This window comes from Arenibacter sp. P308M17 (genome assembly GCF_003426735.1).
Taxonomy (GTDB): domain Bacteria; phylum Bacteroidota; class Bacteroidia; order Flavobacteriales; family Flavobacteriaceae; genus Arenibacter.
On the sequence record NZ_QVON01000003.1, the window covers coordinates 548238 to 568891 of the forward strand.

General features: G+C 39.1%; 16 protein-coding genes and 2 pseudogenes. 7 read left to right on the forward strand and 11 right to left on the reverse strand.

The window, feature by feature from the left end; translation table 11 throughout:
- Positions 1 to 38: 38 nt before the first annotated feature.
- The 9 genes from D0S24_RS10275 to D0S24_RS10315 form a co-directional block, all read right to left on the reverse strand.
- Positions 39 to 902, reverse strand: coding sequence for a toprim domain-containing protein (locus D0S24_RS10275; RefSeq protein ID WP_117019777.1), 864 nt, complete (start codon positions 900 to 902; stop codon positions 39 to 41).
- A gap of 227 nt (positions 903 to 1129) precedes the next feature.
- The gene (locus tag D0S24_RS10280) at positions 1130 to 2323 is read right to left on the reverse strand and encodes a VapE domain-containing protein (RefSeq protein ID WP_117019778.1); all 1194 of its coding nucleotides are present in this window, start codon (positions 2321 to 2323) and stop codon (positions 1130 to 1132) included.
- On the reverse strand, positions 2320 to 2607 hold the full coding sequence (locus D0S24_RS10285) for a helix-turn-helix domain-containing protein (RefSeq protein WP_117019779.1): 288 nt from the start codon (positions 2605 to 2607) through the stop codon (positions 2320 to 2322). Before D0S24_RS10285 ends, D0S24_RS10280 begins: the two co-directional genes overlap by 4 nt.
- A 524-nt stretch (positions 2608 to 3131) precedes the next feature.
- Positions 3132 to 3926, reverse strand: coding sequence for a cation transporter (locus D0S24_RS10290; protein WP_117019889.1), 795 nt, complete (start codon positions 3924 to 3926; stop codon positions 3132 to 3134).
- Between the two features lies 1 nt (position 3927).
- Positions 3928 to 6111 (reverse strand): TonB-dependent receptor, encoded by a 2184-nt coding sequence (locus D0S24_RS10295; protein ID WP_117019780.1) that lies wholly within the window; start codon positions 6109 to 6111, stop codon positions 3928 to 3930.
- Positions 6112 to 6178: 67 nt separating this feature from the next.
- A complete protein-coding gene (locus tag D0S24_RS10300; RefSeq protein WP_117019781.1) occupies positions 6179 to 6589 on the reverse strand; it encodes a Fur family transcriptional regulator in 411 nt (136 codons plus the stop codon).
- Between the two features lie 35 nt (positions 6590 to 6624).
- The gene (locus tag D0S24_RS21330; protein WP_117019782.1) at positions 6625 to 6831 is read right to left on the reverse strand and encodes a GDCCVxC domain-containing (seleno)protein; all 207 of its coding nucleotides are present in this window, start codon (positions 6829 to 6831) and stop codon (positions 6625 to 6627) included.
- Positions 6831 to 7424 (reverse strand): mercuric transport protein MerTP, encoded by a 594-nt coding sequence (merTP, locus tag D0S24_RS10310; RefSeq protein WP_117019783.1) that lies wholly within the window; start codon positions 7422 to 7424, stop codon positions 6831 to 6833. The genes D0S24_RS21330 and merTP overlap by 1 nt, the downstream gene beginning before the upstream one ends.
- A gap of 3 nt (positions 7425 to 7427) precedes the next feature.
- Positions 7428 to 7796, reverse strand: coding sequence for a metalloregulator ArsR/SmtB family transcription factor (locus tag D0S24_RS10315; protein WP_117019784.1), 369 nt, complete (start codon positions 7794 to 7796; stop codon positions 7428 to 7430).
- 674 nt (positions 7797 to 8470) lie between these two features.
- On the opposite strand from D0S24_RS10315, the gene D0S24_RS10320 reads away from it, so the two are divergent.
- The 4 genes from D0S24_RS10320 (at position 8471) to D0S24_RS10335 (ending at position 15580) form a co-directional block, all read left to right on the forward strand.
- Positions 8471 to 9727 carry a site-specific integrase gene (locus tag D0S24_RS10320; RefSeq protein ID WP_117019785.1) on the forward strand — a complete coding sequence of 419 codons (1257 nt, stop codon included), beginning with the start codon at positions 8471 to 8473 and terminating at the stop codon, positions 9725 to 9727.
- A gap of 315 nt (positions 9728 to 10042) precedes the next feature.
- Positions 10043 to 11083, forward strand: a complete 1041-nt coding sequence (locus tag D0S24_RS10325; RefSeq protein WP_117019786.1) for an IS5 family transposase — start codon at positions 10043 to 10045, stop codon at positions 11081 to 11083.
- A gap of 720 nt (positions 11084 to 11803) precedes the next feature.
- Positions 11804 to 14164, forward strand: coding sequence for a SusC/RagA family TonB-linked outer membrane protein (locus tag D0S24_RS10330; RefSeq protein WP_181938066.1), 2361 nt, complete (start codon positions 11804 to 11806; stop codon positions 14162 to 14164).
- A 3-nt stretch (positions 14165 to 14167) separates the two neighbouring features.
- Positions 14168 to 15580 carry a Gfo/Idh/MocA family protein gene (locus tag D0S24_RS10335; protein WP_117019788.1) on the forward strand — a complete coding sequence of 471 codons (1413 nt, stop codon included), beginning with the start codon at positions 14168 to 14170 and terminating at the stop codon, positions 15578 to 15580.
- A 116-nt stretch (positions 15581 to 15696) separates the two neighbouring features.
- On the opposite strand, the gene D0S24_RS10340 is transcribed toward D0S24_RS10335, so the two are convergent.
- Together D0S24_RS10340 and D0S24_RS10345 are read right to left on the reverse strand one after the other, a co-directional pair.
- On the reverse strand, positions 15697 to 15966 hold the full coding sequence (locus tag D0S24_RS10340) for a hypothetical protein (protein ID WP_117019789.1): 270 nt from the start codon (positions 15964 to 15966) through the stop codon (positions 15697 to 15699).
- Between the two features lie 232 nt (positions 15967 to 16198).
- Positions 16199 to 17014, reverse strand: a complete 816-nt coding sequence (locus tag D0S24_RS10345) for a DUF1853 family protein (RefSeq protein ID WP_117019790.1) — start codon at positions 17012 to 17014, stop codon at positions 16199 to 16201.
- A 77-nt stretch (positions 17015 to 17091) separates the two neighbouring features.
- Between D0S24_RS10345 and D0S24_RS10350 the strand changes: the two are divergent.
- The 3 genes and pseudogenes from D0S24_RS10350 to D0S24_RS10360 all read left to right on the forward strand — a co-directional run bounded on the left by D0S24_RS10350 (position 17092) and on the right by D0S24_RS10360 (position 20079).
- A pseudogene (locus D0S24_RS10350) lies at positions 17092 to 18235 on the forward strand (vWA domain-containing protein).
- A 145-nt stretch (positions 18236 to 18380) separates the two neighbouring features.
- A pseudogene (locus D0S24_RS10355) lies at positions 18381 to 19508 on the forward strand (magnesium chelatase); the annotation flags it as partial.
- Positions 19501 to 20079, forward strand: coding sequence for a transposase (locus D0S24_RS10360; protein WP_251795764.1), 579 nt, complete (start codon positions 19501 to 19503; stop codon positions 20077 to 20079). The pseudogene D0S24_RS10355 and the gene D0S24_RS10360, both read left to right, overlap by 8 nt.
- Positions 20080 to 20654: the final 575 nt, after the last annotated feature.

The window sequence follows — 20654 nt, forward strand, 5'->3', positions numbered from 1 at the left end:
GGCAACAAAGACACATCTTGAATTCCTTCCCTGATGGGTCATAGTTTTTTCGACATCCACCATGCGTTCACATCTTTAAAATCCTTGTACAGGTTTGACATGTCCCTGCATTTTGGGCTTTGTTCCATCAATAATTCAGTGGCAATTTTACCTGTTTTGTCATTGTCCAGGTAGAGCTGTACGGATTCATAGCTTTCAAATAGTCTAGGTATTTTTTCCACAAAGGCAAGGGAATTCAATATCAATAGGTCATTTTCACCCCGTAGTTTTTTGTCCCGTTCCAACAGGCTCAACATATCGAACATTCCCTCTGTGACAATTAGCCTTCTTTTTCCATAATTGATGTATGTCATATCCTTTGGGGAACTTGAGTTCTTGACATATTTGTTGCGCAGTTCCCATCCATAGGAATCGTTTTGTAAACCGATGGCGAAGTACATTCTGTCCCTCAAGCTATAGTGGACCTCCCTGCACAGTCCCAGGGCCGTTGGCAAGGAAATTCCCCTTACTTCCACATACTCCTGTAGGGCATTATGGCCCAGTACTCTTACATCCCTAATTTTGATCCCCTCTTCATTAAATTCATTAAAACGATGCTGGTGAAAAGAAAGAGAGATCTGGCCGTTTTCCAACCAGTCCAATGCTTCCCTAACGGATGATCCGTTTACAATACAGACCAGGTCGATCACATTGCCCCCTTTCCCCGCCCCATGGTCGTACCATCTATTGAGTTCCTTGGACACCTTGAAAGAGGCTTGGGTTTCTGACCTGAAAGGACTCAGGAACCAAGCTTCTTTGACCGATGTCCGTGTGGGAAAGTGCCCGAGTTTTGCCAGCGCTTTTTCGATGGGAAAATCCCGGGCTGTTTCACACCGTGTCCTAAATGTTTTTTTTCTTTTCATCAGCCGGTTCTTTTTTTTGATTTTCTCTTACCTTCTTACCTAAGTCCCTGTTTATATAGGTTAAGAACCTAGGTAGTACTGATTTTGATGTTACCCATCCTACCCTAATAGGTAGGTTAGGTAATACCTAGGTAACCAGTAGTTAATGTATCCTACCTAGAGGTAGCTCCCGCTGTTGGGGAGGTCATGCCCCATTAGGTAACTAGGTAGGTGCTTTTGCACTTTTTCTATACTTCCACCTCCAAAGGGCTATCGGTAAATACAGGTTTTGCCAGATATCCGTATACCTGCCGCTTGGGATGTTTTACCCTTTGGAAGTTGAACCCGGACAGTGCCCGCCCCAGGTTGATCTGGTTCAGTCTCAGATTGAGGTGCCTTAGCTTTACCAACACGTCCGAGGCCGTCACGAAATCCACCATGTCGTTGGATTTTTCAAAGTATTTGGAGACCAGTTCCTCCTCGGTGGTCAATTTGGTGTATTTTTTATTGCGCTCCTCGTTCTCCAGAATATCGGTCAAGGTGAGCTCTGGATTGAATGAAGGATCATGATAGGCCAGATGATAGGCCTGGATCCAGACGTCCTTGATCTCCATTTCCCTGGAATAGGAAAAATCTATCTTGTCCCTGAGCTCAAAGCAAAGCCACCGTACCGATCCCGTCTCGTCGTTCAAAAAGGAGGACATATTGGTGGAGCCCAAAAAGGAACAGATCCTGGGCAGGGTAGTGTTCTTCCTGTCGTAGGGAAGCCGTTCATTGATAAAGGTCTTAGAGAAAAATGCTTTTAGGGCATTTACATCCTTTTTGGTCAGTACGGCCAATTCGTCCAGATTGTACAAAAAATTGCGGCACAATTGGATGCGTGCGTCCTTGTCGTTGCTGATGTCCTCTGCCATATAATCGGAGAGTTCCGGGGGACAGATAAAGCGGCACCAGGTGGATTTGCCAGAGCTTTGTCCCTTATGGCTTATTATCAGTGCCTGTTTGTTGAAATAGGCAGGTTCCAGGGCACATTTTATGGCCCGGACCAACCATTTTTTGAGGTGGTAAACAAAGGCCCCATCATCATAGGTGGGGACATAGGATGCCAATTTCAGGATATGGTCCTCACCGTTCCATTTTGGGAGGGATTCAAAATATGCCCTGATCGGATTGTATTTCGGGATAAGTTCCGATCGGATCAGGATCTCCAGTTTCCCCGTGCTGATATCGATACCCGCCTTGGCAAGTTCTATGATCAGGGAATTGAGGTTCAGATAGGACCATTCCGTTGTGTGTTTGAAAGATATCTGGAAATCATGGGATATCTCGTTGTACATAATGTCGTACTTCCCCTCCAGGTATTCGATGGTATAATCGTAGATGGTCTTTTTTTTGGCATCCTTTACATTGTAAAGTCGATTGCCCTGATCCCCGACTATCATGAGCTTGTAATTTTGAAAGAGTCTCCCTTCGCATCGCTATCAAAATGACTTGGGTGCAAAATGCCATTTTGCAGTAGCCAGTCGTTCAGCTTCTTCTTTTCAAAGAAGATCAGTTTCCCATTGGGCTTGGAGTGTGGTATATTTCCGGAAGAAGTAAGTTTATAAAGATAACTTCTTGAAATTCCCGTATAGTCACAGGTTTCCTCAAAGGTCAGTACCTCTTTATGGGCCGTCATGAGCCTTTCCAAACGGTCCAGTCGTTCAAGTATTAAAAAATTGTCCATTTTGTTTCTTTTTAGGTTACGAAATGAACAAAAGCGCTTTTGTCTTTCTACAGTATTGTAGGTAGGATAAATGTATAAAAATAGGCAAAAAAGGAATCTGAAAAATTGCAATATTTATTCACAACTAGGTGATATATAATTATTTACATCAAATCATATCAAATAATATTGCACTTAGCTTCACTTAATTTTATTGGATATCATTTGATATCAAATGGCCACAACATATAGCAATGGAAAAATGTCGATTTCTAGGTGACTTTGTAGTTATTAACAATGAATTTAGAAGGGCCAGGTAAATAATGGCTTCTAAAAACACAGATTTCTTCATTTGCATTTCTGCAATTGTAATTTTCCCCAAAGGTTTTTATGAATGACCTCCTAGGTATTTCAGATGTAAAGGTTTTAATTTTCGAAGTGGACTTTTGCAAACTAAATTTGAAGTAGGTTTAGCAATCTTCCAAATAATGTAGACCCTTAAAAGGTTGGTTTTAAGGGACGATTTACATTCTTTTTTCGATATACTACTTACCCAGTTTCAGTATCCGTATTGCCCCCTGTACTACCAATACGAAGACAATAGCACCGATGACCAGATCCGGTAGCCCCGAATCTAGCCAAAGAACAAGTAGACCCGCAATGATAACCCCGAGATTTATAATAACATCATTTGATGTAAAAATCATGCTAGCTTGCATATGGGCATCTTCTTTGCTCTTTGATTTTTGAAGTAGATAAAGGCAGAATGCATTCGCTATGAGCGCAAAAACGGATATAACAATCATAGTAGAGAAATCGGGTAGTTTTTCATTTCCCAAAAACCTTCTCAATATTTCTAGAAATCCCAAAGCTGCAAGTATTATTTGAAAATATCCTGCGATTTTCGCAATCCGTTTCTTTTTGGTCAAAGTGCCCCCAACTGCGAAAAGACTGATTCCATATACAAATGAATCCGCCAACATATCGAGGCTATCCGCAACCAAGCCCATTGATTTTGAAATAAGGCCAGTTGTCATTTCGATTAAGAAAAAAGCGAAATTTATGGCCAGTACAATCCAAAGTAACTTTTTTTGGTTTGTATTTTCATTAAAGTTCTTTTGGTCGGTCTGTTCTGTTAAAATTTTCTTTCCGCCCAATTTTAAATCGATAATCGACTTTTCAATTTGGTCAGTCTGTCCGTCGTGAAAAACGATTAATTTTCTATTAGTAATATCGAAGTCAAGATTTTTAATTCCTGAAATTCCGTCCAGTTTCATTCGGATTAGGTTTTCCTCGGAAGGACAATCCATTTTGGTAATTTCAAATATTGTTTTGTTCATTTTAGTCTTCATCTTCGTTACCAAATGGTTTTATGATTACTCCTACGCTAAAAATAAAACCGTCAGTAGGCGCATAAATTTCCGGGAATTCTGGGCTGTCGTGTGGCGGCAAGACCAAAGGTGAAAACCTGCTTTGTCTTCTGTCAGTAAAGTTTTCAAAATTCAAAAAGGTTGTTCCCCATTTGAAATTGCGCATTGCCACAAAACCCATTGTAACAAAATCCGTGGTTTCTGTGCCGGTTGACAAAAACTGCTTTCCTATGTAAAAAGTTTCGTAACCTATTCGCCATTTATCGGATTCGTACATCAAAACACTACCCACGTTGTGCTTTGCTGTGAGTGGTTTTTGGGGATTTCCTGCTAAATAATTCAGTTTTGTGTCGATGAGTGCGTAGTTTAGAAACCATCTAAAATCCTTGTATGTAAACTTGATATTGGTTTCCGCTCCTTTACTTATTATTTTATCGGTTGCATTTTCAAACGTAAAAAATCCATCGTCTGTAGAATTTAATAATAGTCCGTTGTTGATAGCTGAAACGTAGAAGAGTTGGTTAATGCTAAAACTTACAGCATCGAATAATCGTGCCTGATAGTTCACATCAAAATTAACACCATAGGAACGTTCGGCTTTAAGTGCAGCTTTATCTATTGCGAGAACATTTTCAAAATTTATATTTTCAGCCTCTTCGGTAAAAATATCTGGTATTTTGTAACCTAGGCCACCACCAATTCTGCTCGAAAATCCGCTATCGTTCTTGTAAAGCAAGGAGACTCTTGGAAGTGGAAAAAAACCGAAATCCGTATTGTAGTCTGCTCTTAATCCTGTTTCTAAAATCCAATTATCTGAAATGTCGTAAATGTTGTTTACAAATGTTCCATACGTAACGTCTCTTTGGTCACGTTGTAATGTTGCATTATCATTTTCATCAAAATTGGATGTGTATAAATTTGCTCCAATAATCCAATCTGCTTTTTTAGATGCCTTTTGATAGTTGATTTCTGTGAAAGTATTAGTTTGTTTTCCATCAAAACTAAAATCGGGAATAGACAGCTTTCTATCGAAAAATGAGATGCTATTTTTGATGTTCAATGAACTGACCGAATCCATCTGTTTTTCGTAAACAGTCTGACTGCTCAATCTTTTAGAAAGATTTTCTTCGGTATATTGATGAATCCCATTTTCGCCACTTTCAATTTTTGTGATATCGCCACCAATTCTGTCGTCATAAGTTCCATTGAGACCTATCCAAAACGTTGTTTTATCTGAAGGGTAATAAAAGAATTTTGGGTTAAAAGACAACGATGTTGTTTTTGGTAGATTACTGAAACCATCATCTTCTGGGTCATACGCTTTTTGGTAATGACCAGAACCGTACAACGAGACTCCAAATTTTTCATTCCGCACGCTGTAAAAGACATTTGCTGTACTACCTAGCGCTTGTGTTTGGGTGAGCATAAAATCCAAGGATGGTTCTTCATCAGGTGTTTTCGATACCATATTTATTAAACCTGCAATAGCCCCACCACCATAAAGTGTTGAAGAACTTCCTTTTATTATCTCAAATTGTTGTAGGTCTAAAGGCGGAATTTGTAGAATACTCAAACCACTTGAAAATCCACCATACAAAGGAAATCCGTCTCTTAAAAGCTGAGTATATCTACCGTCAAGCCCTTGAATTCTGATGTTTGTGTTTCCACTACTTAACGAGGTTTGTTGCATTTGTATTCCGGTACTTTCTCGAAGTACCATTGAAATATTGGTTGGATTCATTACTGCTTTTTCGCCTAATTCTTCCACTCCAATAAATTCAATTCTTGTTGGAATTTTTCTTACTGTCCGTGTACTTCTTGAAGATTGTATAACGACTTCGTCAAGTTCATTCCTTCTTGATTCGAGCTTGAAAAAGAACTCTTTTTTTGTACCAACCTCAATAGTGGTTTCGATAGTTCTGAAACCAACGTATGAAATTTTTACGGCTTGGTTTCCGTTCGGGATTTCTGTAAACGTTGCTATTCCGTCAAAATTGGTTATTGCTCCCTTTTCAAGTTCTTCAAAATAAACTGTCGCTCCTGGTAGTGGCTGATTGGTTTCCGTGTCGGCAACAAAAATTGAAACATCGCTTGTTTGTGCGAAAGATATAAGTGATAATGCTAAACATAATATAGTTACATATGCTTTTTTCATTTGCTAATTCTGGTTTTTAAGAATATTGCAAATGTATTTAGCTTTTAGTGCAACTCGATTGCAAAGATTATCTGTTGCAGTTGTCGCACAAGCCTTTCACGACCATATTTGCTTGTTGCAACTTGAAATTTTTTGGAAGTTGAATATTGGGAATAGGAATGTCGAAAAGACAAAACGTTTTGTCACAGTTAGTACAATAAAAATGATAGTGCAAATCTATTGGGTCGCAATTGCAACCTTCAGCGCAAACTGCATATTTGGTCATTCCAGAGCCATCTTCAATACTGTGAATTACTTTGTTTTCCTCAAAAGTCTTTAATGTTCTAAAAATAGAACTTCTGTCAGTATATGCCAATGCGTTTTCGATATCCTTTAGCGATTGGGCTTTTTCATGGCTTAAAAGATGGCGTAAAACCACAGTTCTAACTGCGGTATTTTTCACCTTTTTTATTTTTAGGATTTCTTCTTCCGTTTGCATTTTCCTAATATATCATTTTTTAGAGTGTTGTCTTTTCAGCAACAACTTTTGTTTTCTTGAATCGGCGGACAAGATACAGTTCCGTAAGAACAATAAACACAACAATCTCCTTCTTTTGGTTTCAGCACCGTTTTGCAACTCTCACATTCATAAAAGAATTGACATGCCGTTGTTGGCATTTCCTCTATTTTTTGGTGTCCGCAACTAGGACAGAAAATCGTAGATTCGAACTGTATCTCCATTACTTCACTATTTTATATCCAGTTTTTAAGATTGCCTCTTCAATCTTTCCTGCATCGACTTTTGCATGGTCGAATTTTATGACGGTATTCGCTTTTTCGAAATCGGCCTTGACGTTAAATATTCCGTCCAACTTGTTTATCTCACTTTCAACATGGGCTTCGCACCCTAGGCAGGTCATTCCTTTTACATCCACCGTGATTTCTCTTATATTGTTGGACATGGTAGGGGTGTCGTTTGTTTTGTTCTGTGGATAGAACACGGAGGAATAATAGGGAAACGCCAGCATTATGGCCGCAAATACGGTAACTATCCCTAGGAATTTCTTGGATTGCCAAAACGATGTTTTTTCATCTTCATCACAAGCGCATTCCAACTCTTCTTGCATCCTTGGCCGCAACCGTTGATACCACTCAAAGACCAAAACTAGAACCGTTAGACCAATCAAGTACGGTCTAAAAGGATTAATCCACGAAAATGTGGATGCTATACCACTTGTTCCGGCCAACATTGCCAATACGGGAGAAATACAGCATAATGATGCCGTTGTCGCCGTAAGTAGAGATGTGCCTATCAATTTTTTATTGTGCTTCATTCTTTATACCAATACTTTATTGTCCTTTACCATTTCAAATATAGGTGTCATTATGAAGGATTTGTCCTTATTTAGCGAATAGAAAACGGTCTGTGCCTCTTTAGTAGTGTATACAATATCTCTATCCCTCAATTTTCTCAAGTGTTGGGAAATTGCGGAAACGTTCATTTCCAAAATATCGCTTAAATCACAAACACATAGTCTTCCTTCTTTTTGAAGCAAATAAAGAATCTGAAGGCGAACTTTGTTTCCCGCTAAATTTAAAACCTCGGAAATCAATGCCAGGGAACCATCCAATTCCCCAATAGATGTCCTACAGTCCATTATCTGTTTTGCATTCGCTTCTAGTCTTATACATGGTTGATTTTCCATAGTATAAAGATATCTTTTTTTGTATTTAAGCAAATACTAAAATACGTTAAAATTACTGTCCCTTAAAAAGGCCGTTTTATGGGACACTTTTGAGAAAACTGATATTCTTTTATCCCAGTGTTCCATTCTTGGTCCTTTTTAGTAGTTTCGCTAATTAACCTTTTATGGGACACTTATGGTAGTAGGATATGCCTAGGTTTTTACAATAGATTAATTATTAAGTTCACAAATAAAACCTTTGGCAAGTGGGGCATATGATTTGTTCCAATACTGGCACTGAAAGATTCTAAAAATATGGATTGAATAATGAAAACAGAAGTCTATAAAACATATTTGCTGCATTTTGACATCAAATGATATCATTTGATGTCAAAATGATTTTTAACATATTTCGCGTGCAAATTGCGTGCAAATGAAAAAAGCTTCAAAAGTTAAAAACTCTTGAAGCTTCGTGTTTATTGGTGGAGAATACCGGAGTCGAACCGGTGACCTCTTGCCTGCCAGGCGCAAAAATTCTAGTATGTTTATTTCAAATAATTATATAAATATTTGATTTTCAACTATTTGTATTTATTTAAAATTATTAACCATTATATGATATCAAATGGTATGAAGAAAAAGTGAGCCTAAAGTGAGCCATATTTTTCATTAACTTTAAGTAAAGAACAAGAGAAATGGCCAAGATAAGATTGGTTTTGGATACAAGAAAATCAGCAAAAATTGCAAATACGGAACTATTTCCTATAGCGATTCGTTTGTTTCATCGTAAAACAAGAATTATTCGTCTACCTTATAGCACTTCACCAAGTGCATGGGATGATAAAATGATGAAAATTAAAAAATCTGCAATCGTTAATGAAGATATTGACTGCTCTGATGTGAACGAAATTATTTATGACAAACTGCATATTGCCCGGAAGCTTATCGTTGAATTTGGAGATAGCATAGACTTGATAAGTCCCGATATTCTGGTTGGACTTATCAAAAAGGCCTGGGACAAAGCCGTTGGTATCAGTATACGAGAAGAAGTGGAAAATGGACTGACCTTATCTGAATGGGGTAAGGTAATCATAGACAGAAAATTAAAATCCAATAAGCCAGGCACTGCCGAATGGTACAACAATGGGATTAATGCTTTCAACAAGTTTAATGCTAATCAAGATATAAGATTAGATGAAATCAATGTGACATTCTTAAAAGATTTCCAAATTGATCGTGAATCAAAAGGCAACTCAAATAATGCAATTAGCTCCTACATGCGGGCCATAAGAGCCATTTATAATAGTGCAATCAAAGAAGATCAATTTGTGACCAAAAAAAATCCTTTCGAACACTTTAAAATACCTGCTACCCGACGTACCAAAAAGAAGGCAATTGTAAAAATGAATTTCTTAAAGATTAGGGATTTATGCTATAAAAAAGGATCTCCAATCTGGCATGCTAAAAATTACACCCTTATTATGTTTAACTGTAGGGGAATGAATTTTGTAGATTTAGTAAAGCTTCAGGTAAAGGACATGGTCAATGACCGCATATTTTATGGAAGGAGTAAAACAGGCGACCAGCTTTCTGTTCGTATTACGGATGAGCTTAGAAAAATTTTGGGTTTCTATATCCATGATAAAACGGAAAATGATTATTTATTCCCTGCGAATTATGATGGAAGTACAAAGCGTTATGAAAAATACAAATCCTTACGAAGAAGGATGAACGGTTACCTTAAAATCATCGCCAATGATGTGGGTATAAAGGAAGCCTTTACGACTTATACTATCCGTCATTCTTGGGCCACTATAGCCAAGTTTATGGGAATATCAACAGAGATAATTAGCGAAGGACTAGGCCATAATTCGTTACGTACAACTGAAATTTATTTAAAAAGCTTTACCAACACTGTTTTAGACGAGGCGAATGAGCTCGTTGTATCCTAAATGGTTATTTAATTAAAAATTTGATTCAAATACTTTAACAGACATAGTTGCAACAATAATATACCAATCAAAAATCGGAATATAGTATGGTCTAAGCGAATTCTCATCCTTGTAACAAGCCTTTTCAATGCATAAGAAAGTAAAAATAGAATTTTGGATCTTTAACCGATTTTCAATTACTTTTTTTCAGTTTTATTAAACCTTTTGGATAAGCGAAGGTCAATAGTATTTGGGGACCCTTCCCTAGTATAGATTACTAAATCAAGACCGTTGCTAGGGGTTGAATAATTTTTCGATATTTCGTATCTTGTATTGATGGAAATACAACGTTCCCCCACATTAGCGGATAGTATATGCGACCTTCGTTCACGCAAGATAAAGCGGACCTTTTTCGCACAGATGGACACTCTTTTGGATTGGCGGCCCATCATCAAGGTCATAAAAAAGCATTATACCAAGGGCAAGAGTGCTACTGGCAAACCTAGCTATAGCGGATTATTGCTTTTTAAAATGAGTCTGTTACAGACTTGGTACGGCCTGAGCGACTATGAAGTCGAGGACCGGATGAACGACAGTATTTCGTTCGGTTACTTTTGCGGGCTCCACATCGACCAAGTGGCACCGGACCATAGCACCCTATCCCTTTTTAGGAGCGTTATGACCAGGGCCAATGCCTACGAACCGCTATTCAAAGAAATTAACAGACAGCTGGAACTTAACGGCATCATCGTAAAGACAGGGGCCATCGTAGATGCCAGCGTTATCGATACCCCGTTGAGACCCAAGGGCAAGACCGACCATAAAGTCACCGAGGACGGAAAAGATGGGCAGGAAGTTGAAGTGACCAAGGATTATGCGGCCAGTGTGGATACCGAAGCTGCTTGGTTAAAGAAAGGCGGCAAGTATAGGTTCGGTTACAAAAAGCATCACGTTACCGATAACGAAGGCTTGGTATTGGGCGTACTTACAACCAAGGCAAGCACCAATGAGATAAGCAATCTGGAAGAAGTATTGGACACGGCGGACCTGCCGGAGGACATTCCCTTAAAAGCGGACAAGGGCTACCAATCCAAGAAAAACGGGGCACTGCTAAAAAAACGAAAATTAAAGAACCACATTTTAAAAAAAGTATACAAGAACAGACCCTTGACCCATTGGGAGAAGGTGTTCAACAAACTTGTGGGCAAGACAAGGTTTAAGGTCGAGCGTACTTTTGGAGGTATTAAAAGGTGGTTTTCCGGAGCAACAGCAAGGTACAGGGGAATTAAAAAAATGCACACCCAAAATATAATGGAGGCCATGTGCTACAATTTGTACCGCAGTCCGGGGATACTTGCGTCCAATTGTAAAAATTAAGGGAAAATGGCTTTAAAAGACGGGCCATTTGACCCGAAAAATAACCAAAAAACGAAAAATGACTGAAATATCGGCCCGAAAAATTTCTAAAAAATCAAATTTAAAAAATCGACCCTTTTTGGTAAGGGTTATGCAACGGTCTTAAATCTATATGGATATAATTTCGCCAACCGGTGTTAATAGATATAGAACGCAATAGCATTTTATAAAACCTCACCCATCGGTACCCTCTGAGAAACGAGCAATTAACAATGAACTTCAAAAGTTTGACTTGCTCTATGCAGGACGATTTATTGATTTGTATACTGATTTTTCAAATGTGTATGCACTTATTTCAAAAAATATTTCTATATTGCAATCCGAATCACAAGTGTATACACTTTTGATTATGTGGTATTAAACAAATGATAACTATGGCAATCTTACTCCAATCTCCCCGGAAAAAATCAAGTGGGCTAACAAAAAAGGAAATTAAGGAAATCCTCAAGAAAATATTTATAAGTGACCCAAAAATCAATATAATCCAGGATTCCACCTAATGGTTAATTGAAAAAATCAGTTTAAAAAAGAATACAATAATCGCATTTATAAAAAGTGAATCACCTAATGTTTAATAAATCAACCATTTAAAGAATTATGAAAAAAGTCGATCAACAGAGGTCTTTCCATTTGGCTTGCCCATATAAGGACTTATTAAAAATTAAGCTCACGATACTCATTATGATGGTTTTTATTGGCTGGGCTAAGGCCAATGTGTATGAGCCCAACACAAAAGTATCGTTCGATACAGGTACTATTACTGTAAAGAAGGATTTGGAATCAATTGAACAATCTTTCGTTGTCAAGGGTACCGTTACTGACAATTATGGAGAGCCATTACCGGGAGCCAATATTATGGAAAAGGGTACCTCAAACGGTACCCAAACTGATTTTGACGGAAATTTTCAGTTAAGTGTACTTGATCTGGAGGCTATTCTGGAGGTGTCCTATCTCGGTTTCGGAACAAAGGAAGTTCCTTTAAAAGGATTGACGATTCTAAAAATCCAACTAGAGGAAAGTGCATCCGGTCTGGATGAAGTTGTACTTGTTGGATATGGCTCCCAAAGCAAGGCCACATTAACCGGATCCATAACCAATATGACTACGGAAAAGATTGCGCAAATACCCTCGGCCGATCTAACTACACTGTTGGCGGGAAGGCTATCGGGAGTAACGGTCTCAAGCAATACGGGAATGCCTGGAATATCCTCGGATTTAACAATTAGGGCGAGGGGAACTTGGAACAATGCTACTCCAGTATATGTTATTGATGGTATTGTAAAGAGCAAGGCCGATTTTGATGCACTTGATGTTAATGAGGTAGAGGAAGTCAGCATCCTAAAGGATGCCGCTTCTGGGGCTATTTATGGGGCCAGAGCTGCCAATGGGGTTGTTCTGGTAAATACGAAAAAAGGACATTCCGGTAAGCCTACGATAAATTATATTTCGACCTATAGTGTAGAAAAGCCAACTATATTGCCTGATATGATGTCAGGGATAGATATTGCCAATATGGCCAATACAATAAGTGAGACTTCATGGTTTTCTTGGAGCCAAGAAGATTTAGATTGGTTACGTACCGTAAACAATGGTTATGGTTACGATTATTTGGACGAAGTTTATAAAGATCCTTATAGTAGCCGTCATGCTGTTAGCATATCCGGAGGATCCGATGCGGTTAAATACTACATAGGGGGTTCTATCTTTAAACAGACAGGTTTTCTTGAGCCGATTACCTATGATAAAAACAATTTAAGGGCAAATATTGATGTCAAAATTTCTAATAACCTAACTGCGAATGTGAACCTTGCTATTTCCAATAGCTTACGCCAAAGAATGGACCCACCTGGTGATGGCAGTGATTGGGGAGGAGAGGGGTTATGGACAAAGTTACAGACTTGGAACTTTTACGACCCAATTTTTATAGATGGGAAAGCCCCTAATTTAGGATGGCTAGGTAATGTGGGCGGATTGATCAATAATTCCGGATATATGAAAAATAGAGGTCAAAATCAAAATGCTGTACTTAGTTTGACCTATAACATTCCAACATTGGAAGGCCTATCTGCAAAGGTTACTTACGCGAACAACCAGTCGACAAGCGATGTAAAAATATTTCAAAAGAAACATACGCTATACGAAATTACTGGGCATACACCTCATGACTTTTCACAAGTGAAACTTACTGGGCAAACTGTTAAAAGCAATTGGCCATCCAGGGAATCACTTTCGGAAACAGCTTATTTTAACAGGTCATATCAATTTAATACGCAAATAAATTTTAAGAGAGCTTTTGGTTATCACGGTATTGATGCATTGTTAGCCTATGAACAAAGTGAAGGTTTCAATAACAATTTTGGAGCTGGTCGATATGATTTTCCCGTTCTGGTAAGGGATCAATGGAATCAAACTAGTGGAGTACCTGAAGATTCATGGGCTGGAGGATCTGAAAATGAAACAGGTAGATTGTCGTATGTTGGAAGATTAAACTATGACTTCAAATCCAAATATTTGCTTACTGCATCATTTAGATATGATGGGTCTCTAATATTTAAACCAAGCGAGCGTTGGGGGTTATTCCCCTCTGTTTCTGCTGGTTGGGTTGTAAGTGAGGAAAAATTCTTTGACATTAATTTCATTGAGCGACTTAAATTAAGGGCATCATATGGGACTGTAGGTAATGATGCAGTTGATCCATGGAGATGGCAAGAGCAGTACGTCGGGGGCACCGGATATTTTTTGGGACAAAGTCCGCGAGAAGTCAAGGGAATACAATATGGGGGAATCACCAACCCCTTGATGACTTGGGAAACTTCCGAATCGACAAATTTTGGTCTTGATATAAATTTGACCAACAATCTCAGTTTTACCTTAGATGTATGGGGCAAAAGAACGAAGGATATCTTAGGGTCGCAACTTGATGAGCTGTCTTCTACGGTTGGGGGAAATATACCAAATACCAACTATGGTGAAATGAAGTCCAATGGTTATTTATCTTCAAAAATCACAAGGATTAATCAATTAACATTAATAAGAGCATAGGCTATGAAATCAAATAGGAGAGATTTTCTGAGAAAAACATCCATTGCTGGTATGGGTTTGGCAATGACCCCGGCATGGTCAAATTCAATCACTGGCAACAACCCGTATAATATTCCGGCACCTTTATCTAACGCCAACTATATGGGCGGATTTTCTGCTCCTAAATTGGAGACGGTAAAATGCGCTTTCATTGGAGTAGGTGCCCGAGGGTCTGGGCATGCACAACAGATTGCGGCCATTGAGGGAACAGAAGTAGTGGCTATCAGTGATTTGTACCAGGATCTAGCCGAAAAATCGGCAAATGTTTGTAAGGAGAATGGTGGGGGTACCAGGCACAAGAAGATAAGCCTGTACACCAATGGGGAGAACGACTGGAAAAAGATGTTAAAAAAGGAAAAACCAGACGCGGTTTGGGTTTGTACCCCATGGGAATTGCATGCACCTATGGCCATTGAAGCTATGAAAAGTGGGGCCCATGTTTTTGTTGAAGTTCCACTTGCCCTTACCATCCAGGAGATGTGGGACATTGTGGATACCTCGGAAAAAACCCAAAAGCATTGTATGATGATGGAAAACGTCAACTACGGCAGGGAAGAACTACTCTACCTAAATATGTGCCGAAAAGGTGTTATAGGGGAGTTGCTGCACGGGGAAGCATCCTATATCCACGAATTAAGGTCAGAAATGAACCAGGTGGAACGGGGCACCGGATCTTGGCGTACCTATCATTATGCCAATCGCGATGGCAATCTATATCCTACACATGGCTTGGGACCGGTTGCCCAATATATGAATTTAGCCAGGGGTGAGGATAATTTTAAATTTATAAACTCCTTCTCTTCTCCCGGCAAAGGACGTAATCTATACGCCGCCAAGAATTTTCCAGCAGACCACAAATGGAACAAGTTGGACTTTAAAGGAGGGGATATAAATACATCCATTGTAAAAACAAATATGGGTAGGACTATTTTGGTACAGTGGGACGAAACAAGCCCCAGACCCTATACCCGACTTAACCTGATTCAAGGAACAAAAGGAACCCTGGCAGGTTTCCCTACCAGAATTGCCTTGGAAGGTGGGATAGAAGGCGGTCCGGATAGCCACCACGAATGGGCAGAAGGCGAGCAATTGCAAAAGATTTTTGAAAAATATGAACATCCATTGTACGTGCGCTTGGGAGAATTGGCTACCAAAATGGGCGGACATGGTGGAATGGACTTTATAATGAGGTATCGAATCATCGAGTGCCTACGCAATGGCCTACCATTAGATCAGAACGTATACGAAGGCTGCTATTGGAGTGCTGTAGGTACTTTGAGCGAGGTATCTGTGGCCCAAAATGGTGCTCCTCAAGAGTTCCCGGATTTTACCAGGGGCAATTGGAAAACCACTGCGCCTTTGGATATTGTCGGCTAAAAGCCCTTCAGAATAAAAATAAAAAGTCATTGTATACCGGTTCAACCTAATATTATTTGGTCCATGTATACAATGACTTTTTCTTTGATATTAGGAGGGGTACTAGACCCTAAAAGTTACTCTGTACTATCAACGCCTGCAACTTCGGTCCTACCATCCATATAACTGATCAGGTCCAGGGTACTTGTAAATACCTTTTTACTGTAATAACGTCCTCTATCCCAATCTGCAGGGTCGGCAGCCTTTAAGGCATCCGCTATAATGTCCTGAACTTTTTCCGAAAGGCCTTCACATTGACTGCCTTCCAATAGCTTAAAAAGTTTTTCATAGGACTCCAAGGCCTTTCCCGAATAGAATTTCTGATGATCATAGTTATTCGCCTTCAATGCGCTTTTGGCATGATTAAGGGCATAGGAAGCGGTAGAATAAATTAATTCACAATCGTCCTTTGCCTGGGCTATGGAAAAAACAACAAATAAACTTTTGTCATAGGTACGGGGTTTTAAGATTTGTCTATAGAAAACGAAACTTTAATCCCAATATTGCTGGCCTATTTTATTTCTATTATTTTTACACAGGTTTCATACCTCCCTTATTTCCAACTAATTTCAATAAATTTTACCACCAAACAACGAATAGTTTTTCAAAGGTAAAATCCGATGATTTCATCCATAATAATGGAGAATTCTTAATTTCCAATCCAGCTGAAATCAATTCTAGCACATCATTATGGCTTAGCCAATTAACTCCTTGATGTGGGTCCAGAAGCCATTCCTGCTTGGACGGAAAATAATATTGGTGTTCAAGAAACAAAGGGGACTTAAATTTTTGGAAAGGAATCCACCTTCCACTTATACAATTGGCGTTAAAAGGTGCCAAATCCAAATTATGCGCCATAAAAGGGATAAATAATTGGGATTTAAAACATACCTGATGCAATAGTTCCGAAGGTTTTATATTAAACCCTTGTAGCACAGATATGGCTTCCGGTGTCTTCAAAAGTGGAATTTGATGATTTATCATCCTTTCTTTCTTAGCTTTAAAGGAATCGCGCTGGTTGGGCCCTATCAATCGGTGCTCAATATTTGTTGCCTCCTCAGATATTACATAAAACTTATACGTCAATTCAACATGAGTAAATTTATGACTGTCAATATCTTGCAACAAGAAATCTATTTCCCCTAAGGTTACTTTTTCCTTCCTTATGGGAATATTGTAGGCTATAATTTTGTATTGCCGCGAATGTTGGATCAGCTTTAGAAAAATGTGTTCTATTTTATGCCCTAACCGTACATTGGAGGGAATCAACCCCATATCCAAATTTTCAAAATATATTTCTGGAAATACAAATTGCTTCAAACCCTCCAATTCCCCAGTCCAAAGTGAAGGAGTGTTAAAAAATGCCCTGTAATATGAAAGGTTTTTATGATCCAAGCGATACTAATATAGGTAAACCGTTAAGTTTTCTTTAAAAAGGAAATGGTCTAGACCAAATTAAGTAAATTTATAGTATGGCTATTAATAAAAGAAAAGGGTTTCGATTTTCCAACTATGAAACCCCAGAACAAACTCCTTTTGAAAAGCTTTTTGACATTTTCAAGGAACTGATTACACATACTTCTGGAGATGTGGATGAGGCTTTGGATTGGTTAAGGGAGTTGGACAAGGAGTACCAACTTACCGATGAGAATTATACCATTGATGATTTTATTGAAGATCTTAAGGCTAAAGGATTTCTGAGAGAGGAACCAATAGAAGGTGATGGCGATGGTTCCGGGGGGGCAGAAAGCGGATTTGTCCATAACTGCCAAAATGGAACGGATTATCAGACAAGCGGCCCTGAACCAAATTTTCGGCAAGATAAAGCGCAGTGGTTCGGGCAATCATAAAACCGGCTTGTCGGGCAGGGGGGATGAACATATGGGAGAATTCAGGGAATATAGATTTGGCGATAGTTTAGAGCGAATTTCCATGACCGAGAGTTTAAAAAATGCCCAGATAAACCATGGTATCGGTAATTTCCATTTAAGCGAAGAGGATTTGGTGGTAGAGGACACCCAATTCAAAGCTCAAATGAGCACGGTCTTAATGATCGACATTAGCCATAGTATGATACTCTATGGTGAAGACCGCATTACGCCTGCCAAAAAGGTAGCTATGGCCTTGGCAGAACTCATCACGACCCGTTACCCAAAGGACACCTTGGAGATTTTGGTTTTTGGCAACGATGCCTGGCCCATTCCAATAAAGGATCTGCCTTATCTTAAAGTGGGGCCCTATCATACCAATACGGTTGCCGGATTGCAATTGGCCATGGACATGCTCCGTAGAAAGCGAAATACGAACAAACAGATATTTATGATTACAGATGGCAAACCCAGCTGTATTCGATTGGCTGATGGCACCTACTATAAAAATAGTGTGGGCTTGGACGATTATATCGTGGAGAAATGCTACAACATGGCCAGGCAGGCCAGAAAGCTCCATATCCCCATAACTACCTTTATGATTGCCAAGGACCCGTATTTAACGCAATTTGTGAGGCATTTTACGGAAGCCAATAAGGGAAAAGCCTTCTTTACCGGCTTAAAGGGACTTGGTGAAATGATTTTTGAGGATTACGAACAAAATAGGAGAAAAAGATTAAAAGGATAAATAACAAAAAAAAGCAAAAGCTGATAGGCGCCATTCCTGTTGAATTAAATAAACAGGGAGACCAAAATATAAATATTTACAGATGAAATTAAATCATAAGGATATTACCAATCTAGGGTAACTTAGAAAGGCAGGATACAAAACAATAAAAATAAAGGATGAGTTAAGGGCAAATCTTATTGACAAAATAAAGTCGGATGAAATTACATTTCCCGGGGTTTGGGGCTACGAAAATTCTGTAGTGCCGGAACTTGAAAGAGCTATATTATCCCGGCACAACATTAATCTACTGGGGCTTAGGAGCCAAGCTAAAACGCGTTTGGCAAGACTAGTGGTAAATTTATTGGACGAGTATATTCCAATAGTCACCGGTTCGGAAATAAATGATGACCCCTTAAGCCCAATCTCCCGCTTTGCTATAGAAACCATAAAGGAACACGGTGACCTAACACCCATTTCCTGGCTGCACAGAAGTGATCGATTCTATGAAAAATTGGCTACACCGGATGTTACTGTGGCCGATTTAATTGGTGATGTAGATCCTATCAAAGCTGCAAACCTAAAGTTGTCATATGCAGATGACAGGGTTATACACTTTGGAATGATCCCCCGTGCCAACCGTTGTATTTTTGTAATCAATGAACTGCCGGATCTACAGGCAAGGATACAGGTCTCCCTTTTTAACATCTTACAAGAAGGGGACATTCAAATCAGGGGTTTTAAGCTTCGATTGCCTTTGGACCTACAATTTGTATTTACTGCGAACCCTGAAGATTATACCAATAGGGGAAGTATCGTAACCCCACTAAAAGATAGGATAGGGTCCCAGATTTTAACGCACTATCCCGAAGATATTGAAACCGCGCGTAAAATTACGGAACAGGAATCCAAATTGGACAAACGCCAAACTGAGGCCATTTATGTCCCGGATTTAGCAAAAGATCTTTTGGAACAAATAAGCAGGGAAGCCAGGGAAAGTGAATATGTAGATGCCAAAAGTGGTATTAGCGCCAGGATGAGTATAACTTCCTTCGAAAATCTAATGAGTACCGCTGAGCGAAGGGTACTGAAGAATGGTCAAGAAACGACAATAATAAGATTGAGCGATTTTATGGGGGTTATTCCCTCTATTATCGGTAAGATAGAATTGGTTTATGAAGGGGAACAGGAAGGTTCCGGCAGTGTTGCAGAGATATTGATAGAAGATGCTGTGAAGTCCCTCTTCCTAAATTATTTTCCAAAGATAGATAAATTGGAACGCAAGGATGCCCAAGGGCAAGACCGACCATAAAGTCACCGAGGACGGAAAAGATGGGCAGGAAGTTGAAGTGACCAAGGATTATGCGGCCAGTGTGGATACCGAAGCTGCTTGGTTAAAGAAAGGCGGCAAGTATAGGTTCGGTTACAAAAAGCATCACGTTACCGATAACGAAGGCTTGGTATTGGGCGTACTTACAACCAAGGCAAGCACCAATGAGATAAGCAATCTGGAAGAAGTATTGGACACGGCGGACCTGCCGGAGGACATTCCCTTAAAAGCGGACAAGGGCTACCAATCCAAGAAAAACGGGGCACTGCTAAAAAAACGAAAATTAAAGAACCACATTTTAAAAAAAGTATACAAGAACAGACCCTTGACCCATTGGGAGAAGGTGTTCAACAAACTTGTGGGCAAGACAAGGTTTAAGGTCGAGCGTACTTTTGGAGGTATTAAAAGGTGGTTTTCCGGAGCAACAGCAAGGTACAGGGGAATTAAAAAAATGCACACCCAAAATATAATGGAGGCCATGTGCTACAATTTGTACCGCAGTCCGGGGATACTTGCGTCCAATTGTAAAAATTAAGGGAAAATGGCTTTAAAAGACGGGCCATTTGACCCGAAAAATAACCAAAAAACGAAAAATGACTGAAATATCGGCCCGAAAAATTTCTAAAAAATCAAATTTAAAAAATCGACCCTTTTTGGTAAGGGTTATGCAACGGTCTTAAATCTATATGGATATAATTTCGCCAACCGGTGTTAATAGATATAGAACGCAATAGCATTTTATAAAACCTCACCCATCGGTACCCTCTGAGAAACGAGCAATTAACAATGAACTTCAAAAGTTTGACTTGCTCTATGCAGGACGATTTATTGATTTGTATACTGATTTTTCAAATGTGTATGCACTTATTTCAAAAAATATTTCTATATTGCAATCCGAATCACAAGTGTATACACTTTTGATTATGTGGTATTAAACAAATGATAACTATGGCAATCTTACTCCAATCTCCCCGGAAAAAATCAAGTGGGCTAACAAAAAAGGAAATTAAGGAAATCCTCAAGAAAATATTTATAAGTGACCCAAAAATCAATATAATCCAGGATTCCACCTAATGGTTAATTGAAAAAATCAGTTTAAAAAAGAATACA

Coding starts and splice junctions, on each gene's coding strand:
- D0S24_RS10275 (WP_117019777.1), bottom strand. CDS start 902: ATGAAAAGAAAAAAAACATTTAGGACACGGTGTGAAACAGCCCGGGAT.
- D0S24_RS10280 (WP_117019778.1), bottom strand. CDS start 2,323: ATGATAGTCGGGGATCAGGGCAATCGACTTTACAATGTAAAGGATGCC.
- D0S24_RS10285 (WP_117019779.1), bottom strand. CDS start 2,607: ATGGACAATTTTTTAATACTTGAACGACTGGACCGTTTGGAAAGGCTC.
- D0S24_RS10290 (WP_117019889.1), bottom strand. CDS start 3,926: ATGAACAAAACAATATTTGAAATTACCAAAATGGATTGTCCTTCCGAG.
- D0S24_RS10295 (WP_117019780.1), bottom strand. CDS start 6,111: ATGAAAAAAGCATATGTAACTATATTATGTTTAGCATTATCACTTATA.
- D0S24_RS10300 (WP_117019781.1), bottom strand. CDS start 6,589: ATGCAAACGGAAGAAGAAATCCTAAAAATAAAAAAGGTGAAAAATACC.
- D0S24_RS21330 (WP_117019782.1), bottom strand. CDS start 6,831: ATGGAGATACAGTTCGAATCTACGATTTTCTGTCCTAGTTGCGGACAC.
- merTP (WP_117019783.1), bottom strand. CDS start 7,424: ATGAAGCACAATAAAAAATTGATAGGCACATCTCTACTTACGGCGACA.
- D0S24_RS10315 (WP_117019784.1), bottom strand. CDS start 7,796: ATGGAAAATCAACCATGTATAAGACTAGAAGCGAATGCAAAACAGATA.
- D0S24_RS10320 (WP_117019785.1), top strand. CDS start 8,471: ATGGCCAAGATAAGATTGGTTTTGGATACAAGAAAATCAGCAAAAATT.
- D0S24_RS10325 (WP_117019786.1), top strand. CDS start 10,043: ATGGAAATACAACGTTCCCCCACATTAGCGGATAGTATATGCGACCTT.
- D0S24_RS10330 (WP_181938066.1), top strand. CDS start 11,804: ATGATGGTTTTTATTGGCTGGGCTAAGGCCAATGTGTATGAGCCCAAC.
- D0S24_RS10335 (WP_117019788.1), top strand. CDS start 14,168: ATGAAATCAAATAGGAGAGATTTTCTGAGAAAAACATCCATTGCTGGT.
- D0S24_RS10360 (WP_251795764.1), top strand. CDS start 19,501: ATGCCCAAGGGCAAGACCGACCATAAAGTCACCGAGGACGGAAAAGAT.